Here is an 18,424-nt window from a genome sequence, read left to right on the forward strand (position 1 = left end):
CACCCTACCTCCAGCGTTAACATTGCTGCATGCGGATCCGGCCGATCGATCTCGTTGACGTCTTCGTCTACCTGGTGGTTCTCGGCCTGTTCATCCAGCTGCTTCCAGCGGTCATCTCGGAGACGTTCATCCTGGCACTGCTCACGGCGATCCTGCTGAAGCTCGTGCTGGAACTGGTACTGCGGGTGAAGAAACTGATCATCCGGCGGGTACGCGACGCACAGACCGGTACCGCCCGGGCAATCAACGCCATCGCCCTGTTGCTGGTGTTGCCGGGAAGCAAATTCCTGGTGCTGGAGGTGGTGGCTCTGGTCTTCGGGGACGCCGTCTATCTCGGCGGATTTTTCCAGGTGACCGCGTTGATCATCGTCCTGATGCTGGCCCGCGGCGGCGTCCGGCGCCTCTTCCCACCCGCTGTTGACGGGGCTGAGACTGCCGGTGACCCCGTGGGTAAATCCCACCCCTAGCGTCCACCGGAGGACTGACGTTCAGCGACTCAAGGCTTCGGTCTGACCGGCAATCTCACGCAGCGCGGTCAGGGCGGTATGGATAATCCTGGCGCGAATCGGATGCGTTCTGGTGAAGGCTACTATTCGGCGTTCGACCCCGGGGCCCGCAAGAGGACGGATGGCCAGGTTATCGGGCAGCCGGGTGAGGGCGATGCGTGGAAGCATGGTCACCCCCAGCCCGGCTGCCGTCAGGCTCAGTGCACCATGGTGGTCGTCCAGCCGGGCAACATACCGGGGCGTGAACCCTGCGGTGGTGCAGGCCCGGGCGATGATCTGCCCGGTTGGGCCATCGTTGATGTCGTGATCGATCCATGGCTCATCCCTGAGCTGAATCATGTCCACCACCTCTTGGGAGCACAGGGGATGATCCGCCGGTAGCACCAGATCCAGCTTCTCCTCGGCGAGAACATGTCGTTGATAGCCCTCAAGATTCAATGGATCACCGTCAGTGGGTTCGTTGCGAATGTCGATGTCCGGTTGCCACCTGGTCCCGCCCGGTTGAAGTTCGCTGATAATGATCTCGACCACTGTGGCAGAGAACCGGTCCCGCAAAACCCCCACCACATGGGGCATCCAGGCCTGGGCCACTGATGCGAAGCAGGCGAACGTGATCTGTTCCGCGCGGCCAGCCCGAAGATCTGCGACGCTGCGGTCAAGCCGCTCCAGGCTTGCCAGGGCCTGGCCACTCTCCTCGGCCAGATGCAGGGCGGCCGGGGTGGCGTCGATCCCCCGGCCCCGCTTCTCGAACAGCACCAGTCCGGTCTGACGTGCGAGGACGCGCAGGTGCTGGCTAACGGTGGCGGGGGTGAGGTGCAGCCCGGCGGCTGCGCCGTGCACTGATCCCGCGGAGATGACGGCACGCAGGATGACGAGCTTATGGGGATCGATCATCCCTCATCATATGTCGTTGACTGCCAATTGTCGCTAAATATCTGCTGGTGCCATCTGGCAGGAGATGTCATTCTGGAATGCGGAACACCCGGTTCCACATTTCCCCCGCTGATCAGAAAGAAACCACTCAATGACCACAGCGAACTACCTCGCCCTTCTGGGTGTCGCTGTCATCCTGGCGATCACACCCGGGCCGGACACCCTCCTGACCCTGAAGTACTCACTGCGTCGCCGCCGGACCGGACTTTGTGCAGCCCTGGGTTCCGCACTGGGAGTGTTCGTCTGGGCAGCCCTGGTCGCAGCAGGTGTGGCGACCTTCTTCCAGGACTCCCCTGCCGCGTTCCACACGCTGCGCGTGGTGGGAGGGCTGTACCTTCTCTACCTCGGCTACCGCTCCCTGACCAGCCACCCTCGCGCCCGGGTCGCAGCGCCAGCCACCAGGCGGGTCACGGCCGGAGCCGGGACTGCCACGGAGCCGTCGGCGGCCGAAGAGCAGTTGCCTTCGCCATCGATCCCGGCGGTGTCAGCGGCGCTGTTGGAATCATCGGTGACTGACACCCGGGCAGCGGCGACGTCGGGATGGAAGGCGTTCAGTGCAGGGATACTCTGTTGCATCACGAACCCCAAGACCGGCCTGTTCTTCCTTGCCCTCATCCCCCAGTTCACCCCGGCCGGCACCGGTGCGCCGTACGTGATCGCCGTCGTCGGCGGGACCGTTTCAGTGGTGATTGGCGGCTACCTCGTCATGGTTGCCTTCGGAGCCCATACGGCCAGCGTCTGGCTCAATCGGCCAGCTGTCACCCGGTGGATCGAGCGGGTGTCAGGGGGTATCTTCATCGCTCTGGGCCTGATGACCATGACCCCCGTTCTCGTCGCCATGACCTGATCCACGGCTAGCCCTGACTACCAGGGGTAGCCAGCGAGGACGTACCGGGTCACTGCGCCGTCCTAGCTTTCTGCTGCGTCGCCTGCGATATCGACAACAATGACCGAAATGTTGTCCCGGCCACCGGCCCTCAGCGCCGCCTGCACCAGGGCATCGGTGGCCTCCTGGGGGTGCGCGATCGAGGCGAGCAGGTCGAAGATCTGTTCGTCACCGACCTCGTTGATGAGACCATCCGAGCAGACCAGCATGCGATCGCCCGCAGCGGCGGGGATCAGCCAGAAATCGGCGTCGATATCGCTCCCGGTGCCCAGCGCCCGGGTGACCACGTGCCGTCGCGGGTGGGTCAGGGCCTCTTCGGGAGTGATCCGGCCGTAGTCCACGAGTTCCTGCACCTCGGAATGATCAACGGTGATCTGCTCCAGACCGCCCTGGCTGAAACGGTACGTGCGCGAATCACCCACGTTGAACACCAGCCAGTAGGGGACGCCCGTCTCCTGCACCAGCACCGTCCCGCTCAGGGTGGTACCGGCACGCCCGCCCGTCTCCGCGCGGATCTGCTCATCGGCGTGGACCAGGAGTTCCTGCAGTTCATCAGGGTCAAGATCGGGGAAAGGGTGTCCGGCGATCCGGCTCTCGCCAAGAGTGCGGATACAGATGCTGCTGGCCACTTCGCCGGCCTCGTGGCCACCCATCCCGTCGGCGACGGCGAAGATGGGGTTCGCCGCGATGAGCGAGTCCTCGTTGTGCTCGCGGCGCAGCCCGACGTCCGACGCGTACCCGCAGCTCACCGTGAGGTCGAGGCCCGCGGCCGATGTGTCGTCGGTTGTCATTTACGCCCTGTCATCCAGCTTCCGTCACATGCAATGTGTCACGTAGTTACTTGGCTACCCTAGCCGACCGTCCCTAGAGGCCACTGACGATGGGCACTTCTGCCCATCGTCGCTAGTCGAGGACCAGTCCGGTGCCGGTGCCCCGTGCGAGGGTCACCGGCGTGACTTCGCCGAAGCCCCTGATGGTTCGCGCTTTCTGCGGGATCAGGACGAACCGTTCGTTCTCCCTCAGGGTTGCAGCCGTCGACGCGTCGATCAGCACGGTGCCGGGTTCCGCCAGCGAGGTCAGGCGAGACGCCAGATTCACCGTTGGCCCGTAGATGTCGCCGAGACGGGACAGGATGCGGCCCCACACCATTGAGACGCGGGCCGAGGGCAGCAGGTGATCTTCGGTGAACGCCTTGGCCAGCGCGAGGGAGATCTCGGCACCGGCCTCCGGCGATTCGGCGATGTAGAGCACCTCGTCGCCGATGGTCTTGACGAGCCTGCCGCCACCGACCGAGATGATCTCGGCGCAGACGTTCTCGAAGCGCTGCACCAGGTGGGCCAGGGTGCGCTCATTCATCTGCCGGGACAGACTGGTGTAGGAGACCAGGTCAGCGAAGCCGACGGCGCGGGCCAGGGGCAGCGGGGCGTCGTCCTCGTCGCCCATGCGGCCCTCCGCGCTGGCCTGGAGACCGGATTCGGCCCGCAGTGCGAGCCGTTGGACCGCGGCGTTCAACTGCCGGCGCCAGGCGTAGACCAGCGTCTTCTCCAGGGGCTCGATGAGGTCGGGCAGTTCGGCGACCAGGGCCTTCCGGGCGACGGCGTCGGGGATCTGCCGCTGCGCAGCCATTTCCTCGACCAGTGCCTCAATCTGCCAGACCACCATCCGGTCGGTCATCTGCCCGATGGCCCGGGTGATGGAGATGGCGGCGTTCTCGGAGACCTTCTCGCTGCGGACCAGTTCGATGATGGTGATCAGCGCATCCTTGTCCTTCTCAGTGAAGGCAACGTCCTCGTCGGAGATGTTCGGGAAGCCCATGGCCCGCCAGAGCTTGCGTGCCGACAGCAGGGACACCCCTGCGCGGGCGGCAACGTCACGGCGTCGCAGGGTCCGCTCGGCACCGAGGAGTTCGATCTCCAGGTTCCGGATCGCCTCGCGGCTCAGCTCCACCTGGGGAACTTCCAACTGAGGAACGTCGGTTCCCGATTCGTAACCCCTGATCGCTTCGGAGCCGTTCCCCGCCGATTCCGGGGCAGGGGTGGGCTGCGACTCGTCCTGTTCCCTGTCGGACTGGTCGTCATCCGTCATCCGCTCTTCTCCCGTCCGTGCTGTCATCCGGTGATCAATAACCCTCGAGGTCGTGCACCGGGTCAGCTTCCATGTCTACACCATCAAACATCACAGTCAGTGGGAGGTCGCCGATCGCCTCCACCATGAACTCCTTGAACGTGTGGACCTGGGGCATGTCCGGGTAAACCACGGTCCGGTCGCGACCCAGATCCACCGTGAGGTTTCCGCTGCCGGTGGAGCGCTGCAGCAGCGTCTGGGAAGTGTCCAGCTGGTAGATGCTTGCCAGCGCCAGTTCATGCTCGCGCCGGGTCGAAAACCCGCGGCGGGTGATCAGCCGGCGGCTGGTCAGGATGTACCGCATTCCCCACCAGCGCATCAATGGCCGCACAAACATCCGCAGCAGGATCAGGACCGCCACCGCCAGGATAAGGATCACCGCAAGCGGCACCCAGTCGACCAGGGTGGGCGGGAGACCCTGCCTGCTCAGCAGACCCAGCCCGAACCCAGTCGCCGCCAGGACCACCAGCACTCCCACGAACGGCAGCGCCAGCGGCCGCGGGTGAGGACGGGTCCGCACAATCACATGCTCCCCCGGCGCGAGTTTCAGTCGCACAGTGCTCAGCCGCCCACGTCAGGGGACCTGCCGCACGTGCACGACGTCGCCCGCCGTGACAGTGTGCAGCTCGTCGTCGTCGTCGCGGACCAGCAACGCGCCGTGGGCATCAAGACCCAGCGCGCGGCCCAAAAGTTCCATCCCGCCCGGCAGCTCGACCCGGACGCGCTCACCCAGGGTCACCATGCGGTCACTCACCCGCTGCGCGAGGGTAGTGCCGTCCGCCCATTCACGGCGGGCGTCGCCGTCGACCGCCTGGAAGGCGGCATAGTGGTCGGCGAGCCGGCGGAGGAACGCCCGCAGCAGCACGTTCCGGTCGGTGGTGGTTGCATATTCGAGCAGCAGGCTGGTGGCACTGGGGACGGGCAGCTCCTGGTCGGTCAGGGACACATTCGCTCCGACGCCGACGACGACGGCCGCTGGCCCCCCACGGTCGTCGGCGACCAGCTGCGCCAGGACACCGGCGAGTTTCCGCCCGTCGACCAGCACGTCGTTGGGCCATTTGAGCTGGGGACTGATCTCGGTGCGCTCCTCGATGCTTTCCGCCAGTGCGAGCGCGGCGAGCAGGGAGAGCCAGGAGTAGCTCTGCGTGGGCAGCGGCCGGCCCTGCGGGTTACGGGGTCGGAACAGGATGCTCACGATCAGCGAGGACCGCTCCGGGGCTATCCACTGGCGGTCCAGCCGTCCGCGTCCGGCGCTCTGCTGTTCGGCCGTGAGGACGCTGAGGTCCGGCCACTCGCCCGCCCGGTGCTGGGCGTGCTGGACCAGGTCGGTATTGGTGGATCCGGTTTCGGCGACGACGTCGAGCCTGCCGTACGGTCCCTTGGGCGCGCACAGGGCGTCCCGGAGCGCCGCTTCGTCCAAACCGGGGCGTTCAAGGTTGGAGTAGCGGGAAGTCATACAGCGATCTTACCCAGCACGGCTTTGGCCGGGCATTTGTACAGCTGTGGCGGGTCCCCCTACCTGGCTTGTACACCTCTGGTGGGTTCTCCGCCCCACCACCCGCCCCAACTGCACACGAGGGACGACGGACACCGGACGCCGGACAATGGACCCGCCACAACTGCACAAATGCTGGTGACTCTCGTCGGTGCCGACCGGACCTACCCGCCACAACTGCACACGCGGTCCAACGCTGTGGATAACAATCCCGTGGCACGTCTGTTTGCGCTCCAATGGAGCCATGACACAGCGCATGCCGCTCCCTGGACCCATCGACGGGCGGTCATTCACTACCATCGCCGCGGCAGCCATCGGCGTTCCGCGCAGCCGGACCCGGGCCAGCGACCTGAGCCTTCCGAGCAGGGGCATCCGGGTGCCCCGACAATCCACTCAGGGCATCCTCGATCGGTGCCGCCCCTACACCGAATTGGCCCCCGGGTCCTTCATCAGCCACACCACCGCAGCGGCCATCCATGGGATACCGCTGCCAAGCCGGTACAGCGTTGATACGGTATTGCATTTGTCCCGGAGCGCAGGGAAAGCTGTGCCGCGCCGGCGCGGCGTGCACGGGCATCGGCTCGCACTCCAACCGGGCGACGTCCTCGATCGCGATGGTGTGCCCGTGACAACACCGGCTCGCACCTGGCTGGACCTTGCCGGCTTGCTGACACACGAGGACCTCGTGTGTGCGGGCGACTATCTCGTCTGCTCGCACCAGCGGTCCTTCGGCGAGACGAAGCGCGCCATCATCCAACTCGCCGCTCTGGGCCAGTTTCTGGACCACCGTAGCGGAACGCAGGGAATCCCGGCCGCGCGCGCCGCCTTCGCCAGGCTAAGGGTGGGTGTCGATTCACCCCCTGAGACCCGGGTCAGGTTGGCACTTGAGGATGCTGGACTTCCACGCTTCACTGTCGATTGCCCTGTATTCGACCCGACAGGGGGCGTCGCATTCTGGACCGATCTTGGGTGCGAGGAGTATCGGACCTGTCTTGAGTACGACGGCTCCCATCACCTGACCCCTGAACAGCAGTCAGCCGACGCCCGCCGCGATGCCTGGGCAGCCGAACTCGGCTGGGCCCAGGTCAGGTTCAACAAACTGGACCTCCGGCAGGGGAGCAACTGGATCGTGGCGAAAGCCGCGAGCGCGCTCCGCCGCCAGGGGTGGCCCGGCTAGAGGAAGATATCGGGGACCAGCTGGTCCTCGGTGGCTCCCAGGCTGTACCTGGAGAAGTCGGTGACACCTTCGTCGCGCAGCACGCCCTCGTCGGTGAAAAAGTTGCCGGTACAGGAGCGGGAGGGTCGAACCAGGATCGCATGGGCGGCGTCGGCGACGATCTCAGCATTGCGGGCGCCGTGCACAATCTGCTCTCCGCCGGGGAGGTTACGGATCGCAGCGGTGTCGATCAGGGTCTGCGGCCAGAGTGAATTCACCGCGATCCCTTCGGCCTTGAATTCCTCGGCCAGTCCGAGAGTGGTCAGGCTCATCCCGTACTTCGCCATGGTGTAGGCCAAATGGATGCCGGCCCACTTCGGTTCCAGGTTCAATGGCGGCGACAGTGTCAGGATGTGTGGGTTTTCCGAGGCCAGCAGCGCCTCCAGCGACAGCTTGCTCAACAGGAACGTACCCCTGACGTTGATGTCGGCCATCAGGTCATAACGCTTCATGCTGACGTCCCGGGTTGGGGAAAGATCGATGGCCGAGGCGTTGTTCACGACGACGTCGATCCCGCCGAACTCGGTGGTGGCCGCCGCGACGGCGGCAGCGACGTCGTCGTCGTTCCTGACGTCGCCGACGATGGGCAGGGCGTTGCCTCCGGCGTCGCGGATCTGCTGGGCGGCGGTGAACACCGTGCCGTCGAGCTTGGGGTGCGGCTCCCCCGTTTTGGCCATCAGGGCGATGTTGGCGCCGTCGCGCGCGGCGCGCAGGGCGATCGCGAGGCCGATCCCCCGGCTACCGCCGGACATGAGAATGGTGCGACCCGCAAGGGTGGCTGGGCTGGACTGACGCGGGGCGTCGTTGCTGGCAGTCATGAAGTAAGAATAGTGGGGCGGAGGCCCGAAAAACCTAATTGTTACTCGTGGGTAACATGCGGCGTGGAGCTAACACAGCGAAGCGGAAATTGTAGGTGTCCTACAGTCCGGACGGCCAGAACCGTCACTAGACTGGGTGAAACGCCGGAGGTTTTGTGGAGAACCTACTTAACCCCGACAACGGCCCGTTCACCGTCAACCCGGAGACTCAATGCAGCCTGGCTCAGTACCTTTGGTCGCGCAGGATCACTCGATCGACCTCACCACCACCGCAGGGAAGCTCGCCGATTTCCGTCGCCGCGAGGGACTCGCGCAGCAACCGTCCGGCCCCGAGTCGGTCGCGAAGCAGCACGCGCGGGGCAAGAACACCGCCCGCGAGCGCATTGACCTGCTGGTGGACCCCGGCTCCTTCGTCGAGTTCGACGCCCTGGCGGTCCACCGGTCGACGGCGTTCGGCATGGAGGCGAAGAAACCCCTGGGCGACGGCGTCGTCTCGGGGTACGCAACGGTGGAGGGCCGCCAGATCGCCGTCTATAGCCAGGACTTTTCCGTCTACGGCGGGTCGCTGAGCCAGGTCAACGGCGAGAAGATCGTCAAGGTCCAGGAGTTCGCGCTCCGGAACGGCTGCCCGGTGGTTGGGATCAACGACGGCGGCGGCGCCAGGATCCAGGAGGGCGTGTCCTCGCTGGCCATGTTCGCCGACATCTTCCGGAACAACGTCCACGCCTCGGGGGTGATCCCCCAGATCTCCCTGATCATGGGGCCCTGCGCGGGCGGTGCCGCCTACTCCCCCGCCCTCACCGACTACGTGGTGATGGTGGACAAGACCTCCCACATGTTCATCACCGGACCCGACGTGATCAAGACCGTGACGGGCGAGGACGTCGACATGGAGACCCTCGGCGGCGCGCGGCAGCACAACTCCACCACCGGGACGTCCGCGTACCTCGCCTCCGACGAACGCGACGCGATCGACTTCGTCAGGGAGCTGCTGGATTTCCTGCCCTCGAACAACCTGGCCGAGGCACCGCTCACCGAGTTCGTCGAGCAGCTGGAGCTCACCGCCGAGGATGAGGAGCTCGACACCCTGATCCCCGACTCGGCGAACCAGCCCTACGACATGCGCACGGTGATCTCCACGATTGTCGACGACGGCCACTTCCTCGAGATGCAGTCCCTCTACGCACCGAACGTGATGATCGGGTACGCCCGGGTGGAGGGCCACACCGTCGGGATCGTTGCCAACCAGCCGCTGCAGTTCGCCGGCACCCTGGACATCGCCGCGTCCGAAAAGGCCGCCCGCTTTGTCCGGAACTGCGACGCCTTCAACATCCCGATCCTCACCCTCGTGGATGTGCCCGGCTTCCTTCCCGGCAAGGATCAGGAGTTCAACGGCATCATTCGCCGGGGCGCCAAACTGCTCTACGCCTACGCTGAAGCCACCGTCCCCAAGCTCACCGTCATTACCCGCAAGGCGTACGGCGGCGCGTACATCGTGATGGGCTCCAAGAAGCTCGGTGCCGACCTCAACCTGGCCTGGCCCACCGCGCAGATCGGCGTGATGGGAGCCCAGGGGGCCGTGAACATCCTCTACCGCGGTCACCTCAAGTCAGTGGCCGACGCGGGCGGCGACGTCGAGGCCGCCCGTGCCCAGGTGATCACCCAGTACGAGGAAGAGCTCCTCAACCCCTACCAGGCAGCGCAGCTGGGCTACGTCGACGCCGTGATCGCGCCGTCGGACACCCGGCAGCAGATTGTCCGCGGGCTGCGGGCCCTGCGCGACAAACGGGCCACCAACCCCGCCAAAAAGCACGGGAACATCCCCCTGTGACCATTACCCCGATCCGGCCCGGCCATTCCGCGGCCGACGACGACGCCGTTGCCCCCGCGGACGCTGTGTTTTCAGTGGTCCGTGGCACCCCGACGGCCGAGGAGCTGGCGGCGCTGACCGCCGTCGTCGTCGCGCTCTCCAGTGATTCCCCGGAGCCCGACGCCGGAACCCCGCACCGCACCTGGGTCCGCCGGAACCAGCTGCGCCTGGCGCCCCTGCCCGGGCCAGGCTCCTGGAAACGCAGCGGCCGCTAGACCCTTGTGAGAGGGAGCGGTCTCACCTGCCACTAGGATAGTCAGGTAATTCTGTCGGCTGAGGAGATCGATACATGACCGGCAGGCACACCAGCCGCGCACCATTGGTGACTGCACCAATCCTTCCGGCGCCGGGGGCAGTGAAATCCGGCTACCGACCGGAGGTGCAGGGCCTGAGAGCCCTCGCCGTGTTGATGGTGGTGGTCTACCACGTCTGGCTGGGGCGGGTCTCCGGGGGCGTCGACGTTTTCCTCCTCATCTCCGCGTTCCTCCTCACCCTCTCCTTCACCCGCAAGCTGGAGACCGGGACGCCGCTGGACCTGCTGCGGTACTGGGTCAACCTCTTCCGGCGACTGGTACCGATGGCGGCCCTGACCATCGTCGTCACCCTCGGAGCCGTACTGGCTTTCGTCCCCCGGGGACGCTGGACGGAAATCCTCGACCAGGCGTGGGCCTCCCTCTTCTACTTCCAGAACTGGCTGCTCGCGGCGAACTCGGTCGACTACTACGCCACCGACCACAGCACCGCGAGCCCGTTCCAGCACTTCTGGTCACTCTCCATCCAGGGCCAGGTCTTTATCCTGTGGCCGTTGCTGTTCGCGGGCGCCGCCGTTGCCGCCCACCGGTTCAGGATCAAGCCGCGGAGGGTTCTGATCGGGTTGTTCGGCCTGGTATTCGCCTCGTCGCTCGCCTACTCCGTGTGGCAGACCGCGACAAACCAGGCTTTTGCCTACTTCGACACCCGCACCCGGCTGTGGGAATTCGCCCTCGGGTCACTGATAGCGCTGGCCTTGCCCTACGTTCGGCTCCCGGTGCTGAGCCGGGTTGTCCTGGGCTGGGTCGGCATCATCGCCATGCTCGCCGTCGGAATCGTCCTCCAGGTGGAGCAGCAGTTCCCCGGCTATATCGCGCTCTGGCCAACCCTCGCCGCCGCAGCAGTAATCAGCGCGGGCGGCACCGGAAGCCGGTTCGGCGTGGACCGGTTCCTTTCCTCGCGTCCGCTGGTGCGGTTGGGGGACGCCTCCTACGCCCTCTATCTGGTCCACTGGCCGTTGCTGGTGGTCTTCCTGATCAACCGGGACCAGGAATCGGCCGGGTTGTTTTCGGGCCTGGCAATCATCGCCGTATCAGTGCTCTGGGCGATGGTGACCACCCGGTTCATCGACAAACCCATCCGACAGTTGAAGTGGGCGGCACGGAAACGGAGGCGGTCCGCCGTCGTCATCGCCCTCTGCGCCATCTTCGTTGGTGTTCCGGTGGGAGCCTGGCAACTGCAAATCCACACCGCCGCGACCGCAGCCGCTGATGACGCCAACAACCCGGGCGCTGCCTCCCTCCGGGAGGGATTCGTTCCCTTCGGTGATGACCAGGCTCCCCTGATGCCGCTGATGACGGCTCTGGACAGAGAATGGGTCAATCTTGAGGAGGACTGTTCCGGCGCATTCGACGCCTCCTCCTTCGGCTTATTGCAGGCTGGCTGCACCCAGTCGACAGTTGAGGACCCGACCAAGCTGGCAGTCGTTGTCGGGGCATCGCACCCGCAGCAGTGGGTGGCAGCGATCGAGCCCGTGTCCAAACGCCAGGGCTGGGACCTCGTGGTGCTGCGCAAAGGGCAGTGCCCCTTCGGTGCGCCGGTCGGACAGGAACCGGTCGAGAACTGCGACCAGTGGAACGCCGATGTGCTCTCCTACCTGGAGGAGGTGAATCCCGACCTGGTCTTCACCGTTTCCTCCACCTCACACCACACCCGCCCCGACGACCGCCTTGTTCCCGGCTATGAGGAAGCCGCACAGCGGATCATGGATGGCGGCGCCCAGGTCATCGCCATCCGTGACAATCCACGGTTCGGGATCAACATTCCTGAGTGTGTGGAAAGCTCCGGGCAGGATGACCCATCCTGCACCTTCGACGTCGGAGACAAGCTGGCGCCGGTGAACCCGGTGAATGAGCTGGCCGCCCGATTCCCTGCGTTGCACTCGATCGAGCTGACCGACCTGATCTGCCCCGACGGGGTCTGCCCACCGGTGATCGGCAACGTCCTCGTCTACATGGATGACAACCACCTCAGCGAAACCTATATCAGGACGATGGTGCCTGAGTTCGAACGACGTCTGTTGGAATCCCTGGACTAGCCGCCCGCCCACGCTCCCGCCAGCCGCCCCGACGTCAACGGGGATCCGTCACTGTCCCCATAAACAGGGGCATGCCGGTCTCCGTGTGGATGATCTGGTACTGGAACGGCCGGTCGAGGACGAAGTCCACGTCGGGGGTAGGCATCCCCGATTCGACCATGTTGATCTGCGTGACGGCTGCTGCGATCGTGCCTCGTTCGGCAACGGTGATGTTGGCGTCCTGTGCCGCTCCCGAGACGAAGAGGGCCGGATTGATCGGGCTGAAGTCGGGGTCCAGGCCGAAGGTCTCGGTCAGGCCCATGTTGGCGAGCAGCTCCAACAGATCCTGGTGGTAGCGGTGATCGAACTTCGGCAAGACGAGGCCGACGTCGACCGCTGATCCGCTCTCCATCCCCACCCGGACATCAGCGAGCTGGCTCGCGCTCATCACCGGCGATCCTCCCTGATCCGGCAGAATCAGCCGCATCTGGAAACCCTCGTTGTAGGGCAGATCCACTGCGGTCCACCCGTCCCCGGAGGCATAGTTGGCCGACCCCAGCTGCCGCATCATGTCGGCCTGGATGGTCCCGCCATCGGCGAGCTGGAACGGCCCGGGCGCGGTATCCACGGGGTCGAAGGGGGTTGCCCACGCCGCCGCGAAGTAGACGGTGTTGAGCAGGCTGACCCGGGTGTCGGGATCATAGTCCAGCGGCGCTTGGTCGATCCGGCCGCCGGTGTGCTCGCTGATCCAGGCGTTGATCGTGTCCTCGGTGGAGCGGTCGCTGAAGTCCACCGGGTACACGCCCGAGCCGTACTGGGCAGCAAGCGTCTGAAGGAAGGTTTCCCCCACGGTCAGGCCGCGATCAATGAAGATCCCGTTCGCCAGGTGCAGGAGCGGGGCTTCGGGCGGATCGTCCTCGTCGACTGTCCCGGGATCACCGTCGTGTTCCTGCCACAGGGCCAGCAGCGCGTTCATTGCCTCGTCGCGGTTCTCGGCAGGAAAACCGAGCACCTCGTCCATCTCGGCCGCCGTCGTCGTCGCTGCCCCGGCACGCAGCATGGAGAGCGCATACAGGGCGCTGACCGGGCTCGTCACCGCATTGTCGGTCGGGTCGGCGCCGGCGAGCATCACTGCGCCCAGCCGGAACGATGAGTCCCGCAGGCTGGCCACTGCCTCCGGGTAGTCCCCTACCTGAACGGCTGCACGGTCAACCTCGTCGGCGCTGAGAAGATCCGGGGCGGTGGGGGTGCACCCCGTCAGAGCCATCGTGGCGGCGGAGAGCCAGGCCACTGCGACGATTCTGCGAACCCGCACCATTGATCTCACCCTTCGCTTCCTTGCCCGCGGCGGCATCACTGAGTCCAAGGTACTTCCCCAGCAGGGGCACCGACCGGGAACGCAGGGCACAATCCGGTTACAGCCGATTACCGTGGCTCAAAGCAACCACTCGGGCGGCAAAACGGCTAGGCTCGATCTGTGAACAATGAGACCCCCGCCACAGCTAGCCAGTCGCCCGCTTCGCTACCGACGCGCGCCAAGACCGCTATCGACGCCGTCGCCGACGCCTATACCGAAACCCTGCTGGAGCTCGATCCGGGCTTCGCGACCGAGCTCGGCTTCCCCGGCCACGAAACCGAATACCGCGACTACTCCCCTGCCGGCCTCGAGGCCTGGGCCGAGGCCACGAGGGAAACCCTCGGTCGTCTCACCGATCTGGAACCCGCCGACGACGTCGACCGCGTCACCCTCGACGCCATGCAGGAGCGTCTCGGCCTTGAACTGGAAATCCACGCGACCGGGCTGAACCTGGCCGATCTGAACAACCTCGCATCCCCCGCCCAGGAGATCCGGGCGATCTTTGACCTGATGCCCACCGCGACGGCCGACCAGTGGGGCCATATCGCCGGCCGCATGCACAACATCCCCGATGCCCTTTCCGGCTATATCAGCTCCCTGCGCTCCGGCAAGGACCGTGGTCTGGTTGCCGCCGAGCGCCAGGTCAAGATCGTGATCGGCCAGACCGCTAAGTACGCGGAGGACGGCGGATTCTTCGATGAGTTCGTGTCGAACGCGTCGCTGGACGACGGCGCGCTGCCGGACCAGGTGCGCCAGGACCTGGTAGCAGGATCGGCTGCGGCGCGGGCCGCTTACGGACGCCTCGGCGCCTTCCTGCAGGATGAGGTGCTCCCCGCGGCGCCGGCCAAGGATGCGGTGGGCCGCGATCACTACGCGCTGATGTCGCGACGGTTCCTGGGCGCCGTCGTCGATCTAGAGGAGACCTACCGGTGGGGAGTCGAAGAGCTTGATCGGGTGATCGCCGAGCAGGAGGTAGTGGCGAATGAGATCAAGGCCGGCGCCTCCGTCGAGGAAGCCATGAAGATCCTCGACGAGACCCCCGAACTGCAGCTGCAGGGCACCGACGCCCTGCAGGCCTGGATGCAGCAGCTCTCCGACAAGGCTGTCGACGAACTGGCCGGGGTCCACTTCGATATCCCCGACATCATGCGCACCATCGAGTGCAAGATCGCTCCGACGCATGAGGGCGGCATCTACTACTCGGGGCCCAGCGACGACTTTTCCCGTCCCGGCCGGATGTGGTGGTCGGTACCGGAGGGCGAGGACTCCTTCACCACGTGGAAGGAGACCACCACCGTCTACCATGAGGGTGTTCCCGGGCATCACCTGCAGATCGCGACGGCCACGATGCAGCGCGGGCTGCTGAACAACTGGCGCCGCAACGCGGTGTGGGTCTCCGGCCACGGCGAGGGCTGGGCGCTCTACGCCGAGCGGTTGATGCAGGAACTAGGCTATCTTGACCACCCGGGCGACCGGCTCGGCATGCTCGACGCACAACGGATGCGGGCAGCACGGGTGGTCTTCGACATCGGGGTTCACCTGGAACTGGACGTTCCCGAACGCTGGGGCACCGGTACCTGGACGCCTGACAAGGGCTATGAGTTCCTGAAGAAGAACATCGCCATCTCGGAGGGCCAACTGGACTTCGAGTTCAACCGCTACCTGGGATGGCCGGGTCAGGCCCCCTCGTACAAGATTGGGCAGCGGCTCTGGGAGCAGATTCGCGACGAGGTCCGGGGCCGCGAAGGCGACGCGTTCGACCTGCGCGGTTTCCACACCCGCGCGCTGAACCTCGGATCTGTCGGGCTCGACACGCTGCGCCGGGCGCTGGTCGGCTAGACGCCGTCACCCTGCGAGGGATCAGTCTGCTGTAGCGGGGCGCGACGGTACACCGTCGCGCCCCGACGTGCCTAAGCTGAAGTATGACTTCCCGCCTGATCCTCGCCTCAGCATCCCCCGCCCGCACCAAGGTCCTCTCCGATGCCGGTATCCACCACTCGGTACTGGTCTCCGATGTGGACGAGGACGCCGTCGCCGCCGCGTATGGCCCGCTGGACGCCTTCGACACCTCGCTCCTGCTCGCCCGCGCCAAGGCCGAGGCTGTCGCGGAGGCGGATGGTTCCGAGGGCGCACTGGTGATCGGCTGCGACTCGATCTTCGAATTCGAGGGAGCCGCCCACGGCAAGCCCTGGGAACCGGAGATTGCCCGCGCCCGGATCCGCCGGATGAGCGGCTCGTTCGGCGTCCTGCACACCGGCCACTGGCTCGTGGATACCCGTGCCGCGTCCGACGGCGGATCGGGCGCCACCGTGGGCGCCGTCGCCTCCGCCTCGGTGCACTTCGCCCAGCTCTCGGACGAGGAGATTGATGCCTACGTGGCCACCGGCGAACCGCTCCAGGTCGCCGGGTCGTTCACCATCGACGGTCTGGGCGGGGCGTTCATCACCCGGGTCGACGGCGATCCGCACGCCGTTATTGGGCTGAGCGTCTCGACCCTGCGCGGGTTGCTGGCCTCGGCGAACCTGACCGTCATGGACTTCTGGGCCTAACCGGCGGGCACGCCACCTGCCCCGCACACTGGCCGGTGGATACCTCACTATTTAGAGGTGCAACCGCGGCTATCGTTGTAGCATCCCTACAAAGAAACCGGCCGCCACACGCGCTATCCGCATGGATTATGGGCATAAACGACAATATGGCGCTAGGCTCCGAACAGATACGAAGGAGCCAGACCACACCATGAGCGAGTCCTTTTCCGCTGCAATAAATCCAGTTACCAAGGTCCTGATCGCCAACCGCGGTGAGATTGCCGTGCGCATCATCCGCGCAGCCCGCGACGAGGGCCTCGTATCGGTTGCGGTCTACGCCGATCCGGACCGGGACGCGTTGCACGTCCGGCTCGCCGACGAGGCCTACGGCCTGGGCGGCAGCACCGCCGCCGACTCCTACCTGGTGATGGACCGCATCCTGGAGACCGCGCAGCGCAGCGGCGCGGACGCCATCCATCCCGGCTACGGCTTCCTGTCCGAGAACGCCGAGTTCGCGCGCAAGGTCATTGACGCGGGGATCACCTGGATCGGCCCCTCACCGGAAGCCATCTCCCAACTCGGTGACAAGGTCAAGGCCCGCCACATCGCCGAGAAGGTCGGCGCCCCGCTGGTCCCCGGCACAAAGGATCCGGTTGCCTCCGTCCGCGAGGTCCAGGACTTCGCCGACGAGTTTGGGCTCCCCCTCGCCATCAAGGCCGCCTTCGGCGGCGGCGGCCGTGGCATCAAGGTGGTCCGGGACGCAGCCGACATCCCCGAGGCCTACGACTCGGCGGTCCGCGAGGCAACCGCGGCGTTCGGACGGGGTGAGTGTTTCGTCGAACGGTTCCTCGACGCACCCCGCCATGTGGAAACCCAGTGCCTTGCTGATGCGCACGGGAACGTCGTCGTCGTCTCCACCCGTGACTGCTCGCTGCAGCGGCGCAACCAGAAACTGGTTGAGGAAGCGCCGGCACCGTTCCTCAGCGAGGACCAGAACCGGCGACTCTACGAGGCGTCGAAAGCCATCCTCCGGGAAGCCGGTTACCAGGGTGCCGGAACCTGCGAGTTCCTGGTGGGCCAGGACGGGACCATTTCCTTCCTGGAGGTGAACACCCGGCTGCAGGTGGAGCACCCGGTCTCCGAGGAGGTTACGGGCATCGACCTGGTCCGGGAGCAATTCCGCCTCGCCCGCGGGGAAGCCCTTGGCTATAGCGACCCGACCGTCCGCGGCCATTCTTTCGAGTTCCGGATCAACGGTGAGGATGCCGGCCGGAACTTCATGCCCGCCCCCGGCACCGTCCAGACCCTTACCCTCCCCACCGGACCCGGTATCCGGGTCGATTCAGGGATCGAAGCCGGCGAAGTCATTGGCGGGAACTTCGATTCGATGCTGGCGAAGCTCATTGTCACCGGCGCGACCCGCACCCAGGCGCTGCAGCGTGCCCGGCGTGCCCTCGCCGAAATGCGCATCATCGGGATGCCGACGGTCCTGCCGTTCCACGCCGCAGTCGTCTCCGACCCCGCGTTCGCCCCGACCGACGGACCGTTCACCGTCCACACTCGCTGGATTGAAACCGAGTTCACCAACACCATCGCGCCGTGGAGCCCGGCGGATGCGGCCGATTCGGCGTCCGACGAGGACGGTGGCCGCCAGCGCATCACGGTCGAGGTAGCCGGCAAGCGCCTTGAAGTGGTCCTACCAGCGGGCCTGGGCGGTACAGGTCGGCAGGGTACCGCCAGCAAGCCGAAGAAGGCACTGCGCACACGCGGCGGGTCGGCAGCAGCGGCCGACGGCGACGATCTCACCTCCCCCATGCAGGGCACCATCGTCAAGGTGGCAGTTGCCGACGGCGACCTCGTCTCCGAGGGAGACCTGATCGTGGTCCTGGAAGCCATGAAGATGGAACAACCCCTGACCGCCCACAAATCCGGCACCCTGTCCGGCCTCAGCGCCGCCCCGGGGGACACCGTGGCGGCCGGCGCCGTGATCGCCGCCATTTCCGACTAGGCACACCACACCGGCCGTGCAGGTCGGGGCACCTGTTGCTACGCGTCGTCGTCGGCGTCTTCGCGTTGCTCCTGCTCGCGTTCGGCCTGCTCACGCTGTTCCTTCTCGAGCTTCTCCTGCTCGCGCTGCTGCTTTTCGCGCTCCCGTTCGGCATCCCGCTGCGCCTTGTCGCCGGCGGGACCGGTATCCTCGCTACCCTCGCCATCGTCCTGGTCCTCGTCCTGGTCCTCGTCCTGGTCCTCGTCCTGCGAGGGTTCGGCTGGCGGGGTGGGGGTCTCGGCCGGGGTGGCCGCCGGGGCCACCGGCGTGTTCGTCGTCGGCTCGGGGGGGGGTTGCTGCCCGACGCGTCCGCGCTGG

16 protein-coding genes and 1 pseudogene are annotated in these 18,424 nt (G+C 66.0%); 9 read left to right on the top strand and 8 right to left on the bottom strand.

Going from position 1 to position 18,424, the window contains the following annotated elements:
* The first annotated feature begins 29 nt into the window (after positions 1–29).
* Complete coding sequence (locus HMI58_RS06780) at positions 30–467, top strand: hypothetical protein (protein WP_171618600.1); 438 nt, start codon at positions 30–32, stop codon at positions 465–467.
* A 21-nt stretch (positions 468–488) separates the two neighbouring features.
* Here HMI58_RS06780 and HMI58_RS06785 read toward each other — a convergent pair whose 3' ends face one another.
* A complete protein-coding gene (locus tag HMI58_RS06785) occupies positions 489–1,400 on the bottom strand; it encodes a LysR substrate-binding domain-containing protein (protein ID WP_171618601.1) in 912 nt (303 codons plus the stop codon).
* A 130-nt stretch (positions 1,401–1,530) separates the two neighbouring features.
* Between HMI58_RS06785 and HMI58_RS06790 the strand changes: the two genes are divergently transcribed.
* Positions 1,531–2,286: a LysE family translocator gene (locus HMI58_RS06790; protein WP_171618602.1), complete on the top strand. Its 756-nt coding sequence runs from the start codon at positions 1,531–1,533 to the stop codon at positions 2,284–2,286.
* Between the two features lie 62 nt (positions 2,287–2,348).
* Here HMI58_RS06790 and HMI58_RS06795 read toward each other — a convergent pair whose 3' ends face one another.
* The 4 genes from HMI58_RS06795 to HMI58_RS06810 form a co-directional block, all read right to left on the bottom strand.
* Complete coding sequence (locus tag HMI58_RS06795; protein WP_171586355.1) at positions 2,349–3,116, bottom strand: protein phosphatase 2C domain-containing protein; 768 nt, start codon at positions 3,114–3,116, stop codon at positions 2,349–2,351.
* Between the two features lie 112 nt (positions 3,117–3,228).
* On the bottom strand, positions 3,229–4,410 hold the full coding sequence (locus HMI58_RS06800; protein ID WP_171618603.1) for an adenylate/guanylate cyclase domain-containing protein: 1,182 nt from the start codon (positions 4,408–4,410) through the stop codon (positions 3,229–3,231).
* A 34-nt stretch (positions 4,411–4,444) separates the two neighbouring features.
* Entirely contained in the window at positions 4,445–5,005 is a 561-nt protein-coding gene (locus tag HMI58_RS06805; protein WP_171618604.1) for a PH domain-containing protein, read from the bottom strand.
* A gap of 18 nt (positions 5,006–5,023) precedes the next feature.
* Positions 5,024–5,905 (bottom strand): biotin--[acetyl-CoA-carboxylase] ligase, encoded by an 882-nt coding sequence (locus HMI58_RS06810; RefSeq protein ID WP_171618605.1) that lies wholly within the window; start codon positions 5,903–5,905, stop codon positions 5,024–5,026.
* A gap of 283 nt (positions 5,906–6,188) precedes the next feature.
* Between HMI58_RS06810 and HMI58_RS06815 the strand changes: the two genes are divergently transcribed.
* A complete protein-coding gene (locus tag HMI58_RS06815) occupies positions 6,189–7,121 on the top strand; it encodes a DUF559 domain-containing protein (RefSeq protein ID WP_225667945.1) in 933 nt (310 codons plus the stop codon).
* Here HMI58_RS06815 and HMI58_RS06820 read toward each other — a convergent pair.
* Positions 7,118–7,978 carry an NAD(P)-dependent oxidoreductase gene (locus HMI58_RS06820; RefSeq protein WP_171618606.1) on the bottom strand — a complete coding sequence of 287 codons (861 nt, stop codon included), beginning with the start codon at positions 7,976–7,978 and terminating at the stop codon, positions 7,118–7,120. The two genes, HMI58_RS06815 and HMI58_RS06820, sit on opposite strands and share 4 nt — an antisense overlap.
* A 211-nt stretch (positions 7,979–8,189) precedes the next feature.
* Here HMI58_RS06820 and HMI58_RS06825 point away from each other — a divergent pair, with 211 nt between their 5' ends.
* From HMI58_RS06825 to HMI58_RS06835, 3 genes are all read left to right on the top strand, one after another.
* On the top strand, positions 8,190–9,809 hold the full coding sequence (locus tag HMI58_RS06825; protein WP_171618607.1) for an acyl-CoA carboxylase subunit beta: 1,620 nt from the start codon (positions 8,190–8,192) through the stop codon (positions 9,807–9,809).
* Positions 9,806–10,063: an acyl-CoA carboxylase subunit epsilon gene (locus HMI58_RS06830; protein ID WP_318779156.1), complete on the top strand. Its 258-nt coding sequence runs from the start codon at positions 9,806–9,808 to the stop codon at positions 10,061–10,063. The genes HMI58_RS06825 and HMI58_RS06830 overlap by 4 nt, the downstream gene beginning before the upstream one ends.
* Positions 10,064–10,137: 74 nt before the next feature.
* Positions 10,138–12,195, top strand: a complete 2,058-nt coding sequence (locus HMI58_RS06835; RefSeq protein ID WP_171618608.1) for an acyltransferase family protein — start codon at positions 10,138–10,140, stop codon at positions 12,193–12,195.
* A gap of 34 nt (positions 12,196–12,229) precedes the next feature.
* On the opposite strand, the gene HMI58_RS06840 is transcribed toward HMI58_RS06835, so the two are convergent.
* On the bottom strand, positions 12,230–13,492 hold the full coding sequence (locus tag HMI58_RS06840; RefSeq protein WP_171618609.1) for a serpin family protein: 1,263 nt from the start codon (positions 13,490–13,492) through the stop codon (positions 12,230–12,232).
* 159 nt (positions 13,493–13,651) lie between these two features.
* On the opposite strand from HMI58_RS06840, the gene HMI58_RS06845 reads away from it, so the two are divergent.
* The 3 genes from HMI58_RS06845 to HMI58_RS06855 all read left to right on the top strand — a co-directional run bounded on the left by HMI58_RS06845 (position 13,652) and on the right by HMI58_RS06855 (position 18,067).
* Positions 13,652–15,370 carry a DUF885 domain-containing protein gene (locus HMI58_RS06845; protein ID WP_171618610.1) on the top strand — a complete coding sequence of 573 codons (1,719 nt, stop codon included), beginning with the start codon at positions 13,652–13,654 and terminating at the stop codon, positions 15,368–15,370.
* A gap of 83 nt (positions 15,371–15,453) precedes the next feature.
* Positions 15,454–16,080 (top strand): Maf family protein, encoded by a 627-nt coding sequence (locus tag HMI58_RS06850; RefSeq protein ID WP_171586362.1) that lies wholly within the window; start codon positions 15,454–15,456, stop codon positions 16,078–16,080.
* A gap of 190 nt (positions 16,081–16,270) precedes the next feature.
* A complete protein-coding gene (locus tag HMI58_RS06855) occupies positions 16,271–18,067 on the top strand; it encodes a biotin carboxylase N-terminal domain-containing protein (protein ID WP_171618611.1) in 1,797 nt (598 codons plus the stop codon).
* 38 nt (positions 18,068–18,105) lie between these two features.
* Here HMI58_RS06855 and HMI58_RS06860 read toward each other — a convergent pair.
* Positions 18,106–18,424, bottom strand: a pseudogene (locus tag HMI58_RS06860) (hypothetical protein); the annotation flags it as partial.

Source organism: Arthrobacter sp. 147(2020) (assembly GCF_013116715.1).
Lineage (GTDB): Bacteria > Actinomycetota > Actinomycetes > Actinomycetales > Micrococcaceae > Arthrobacter_D.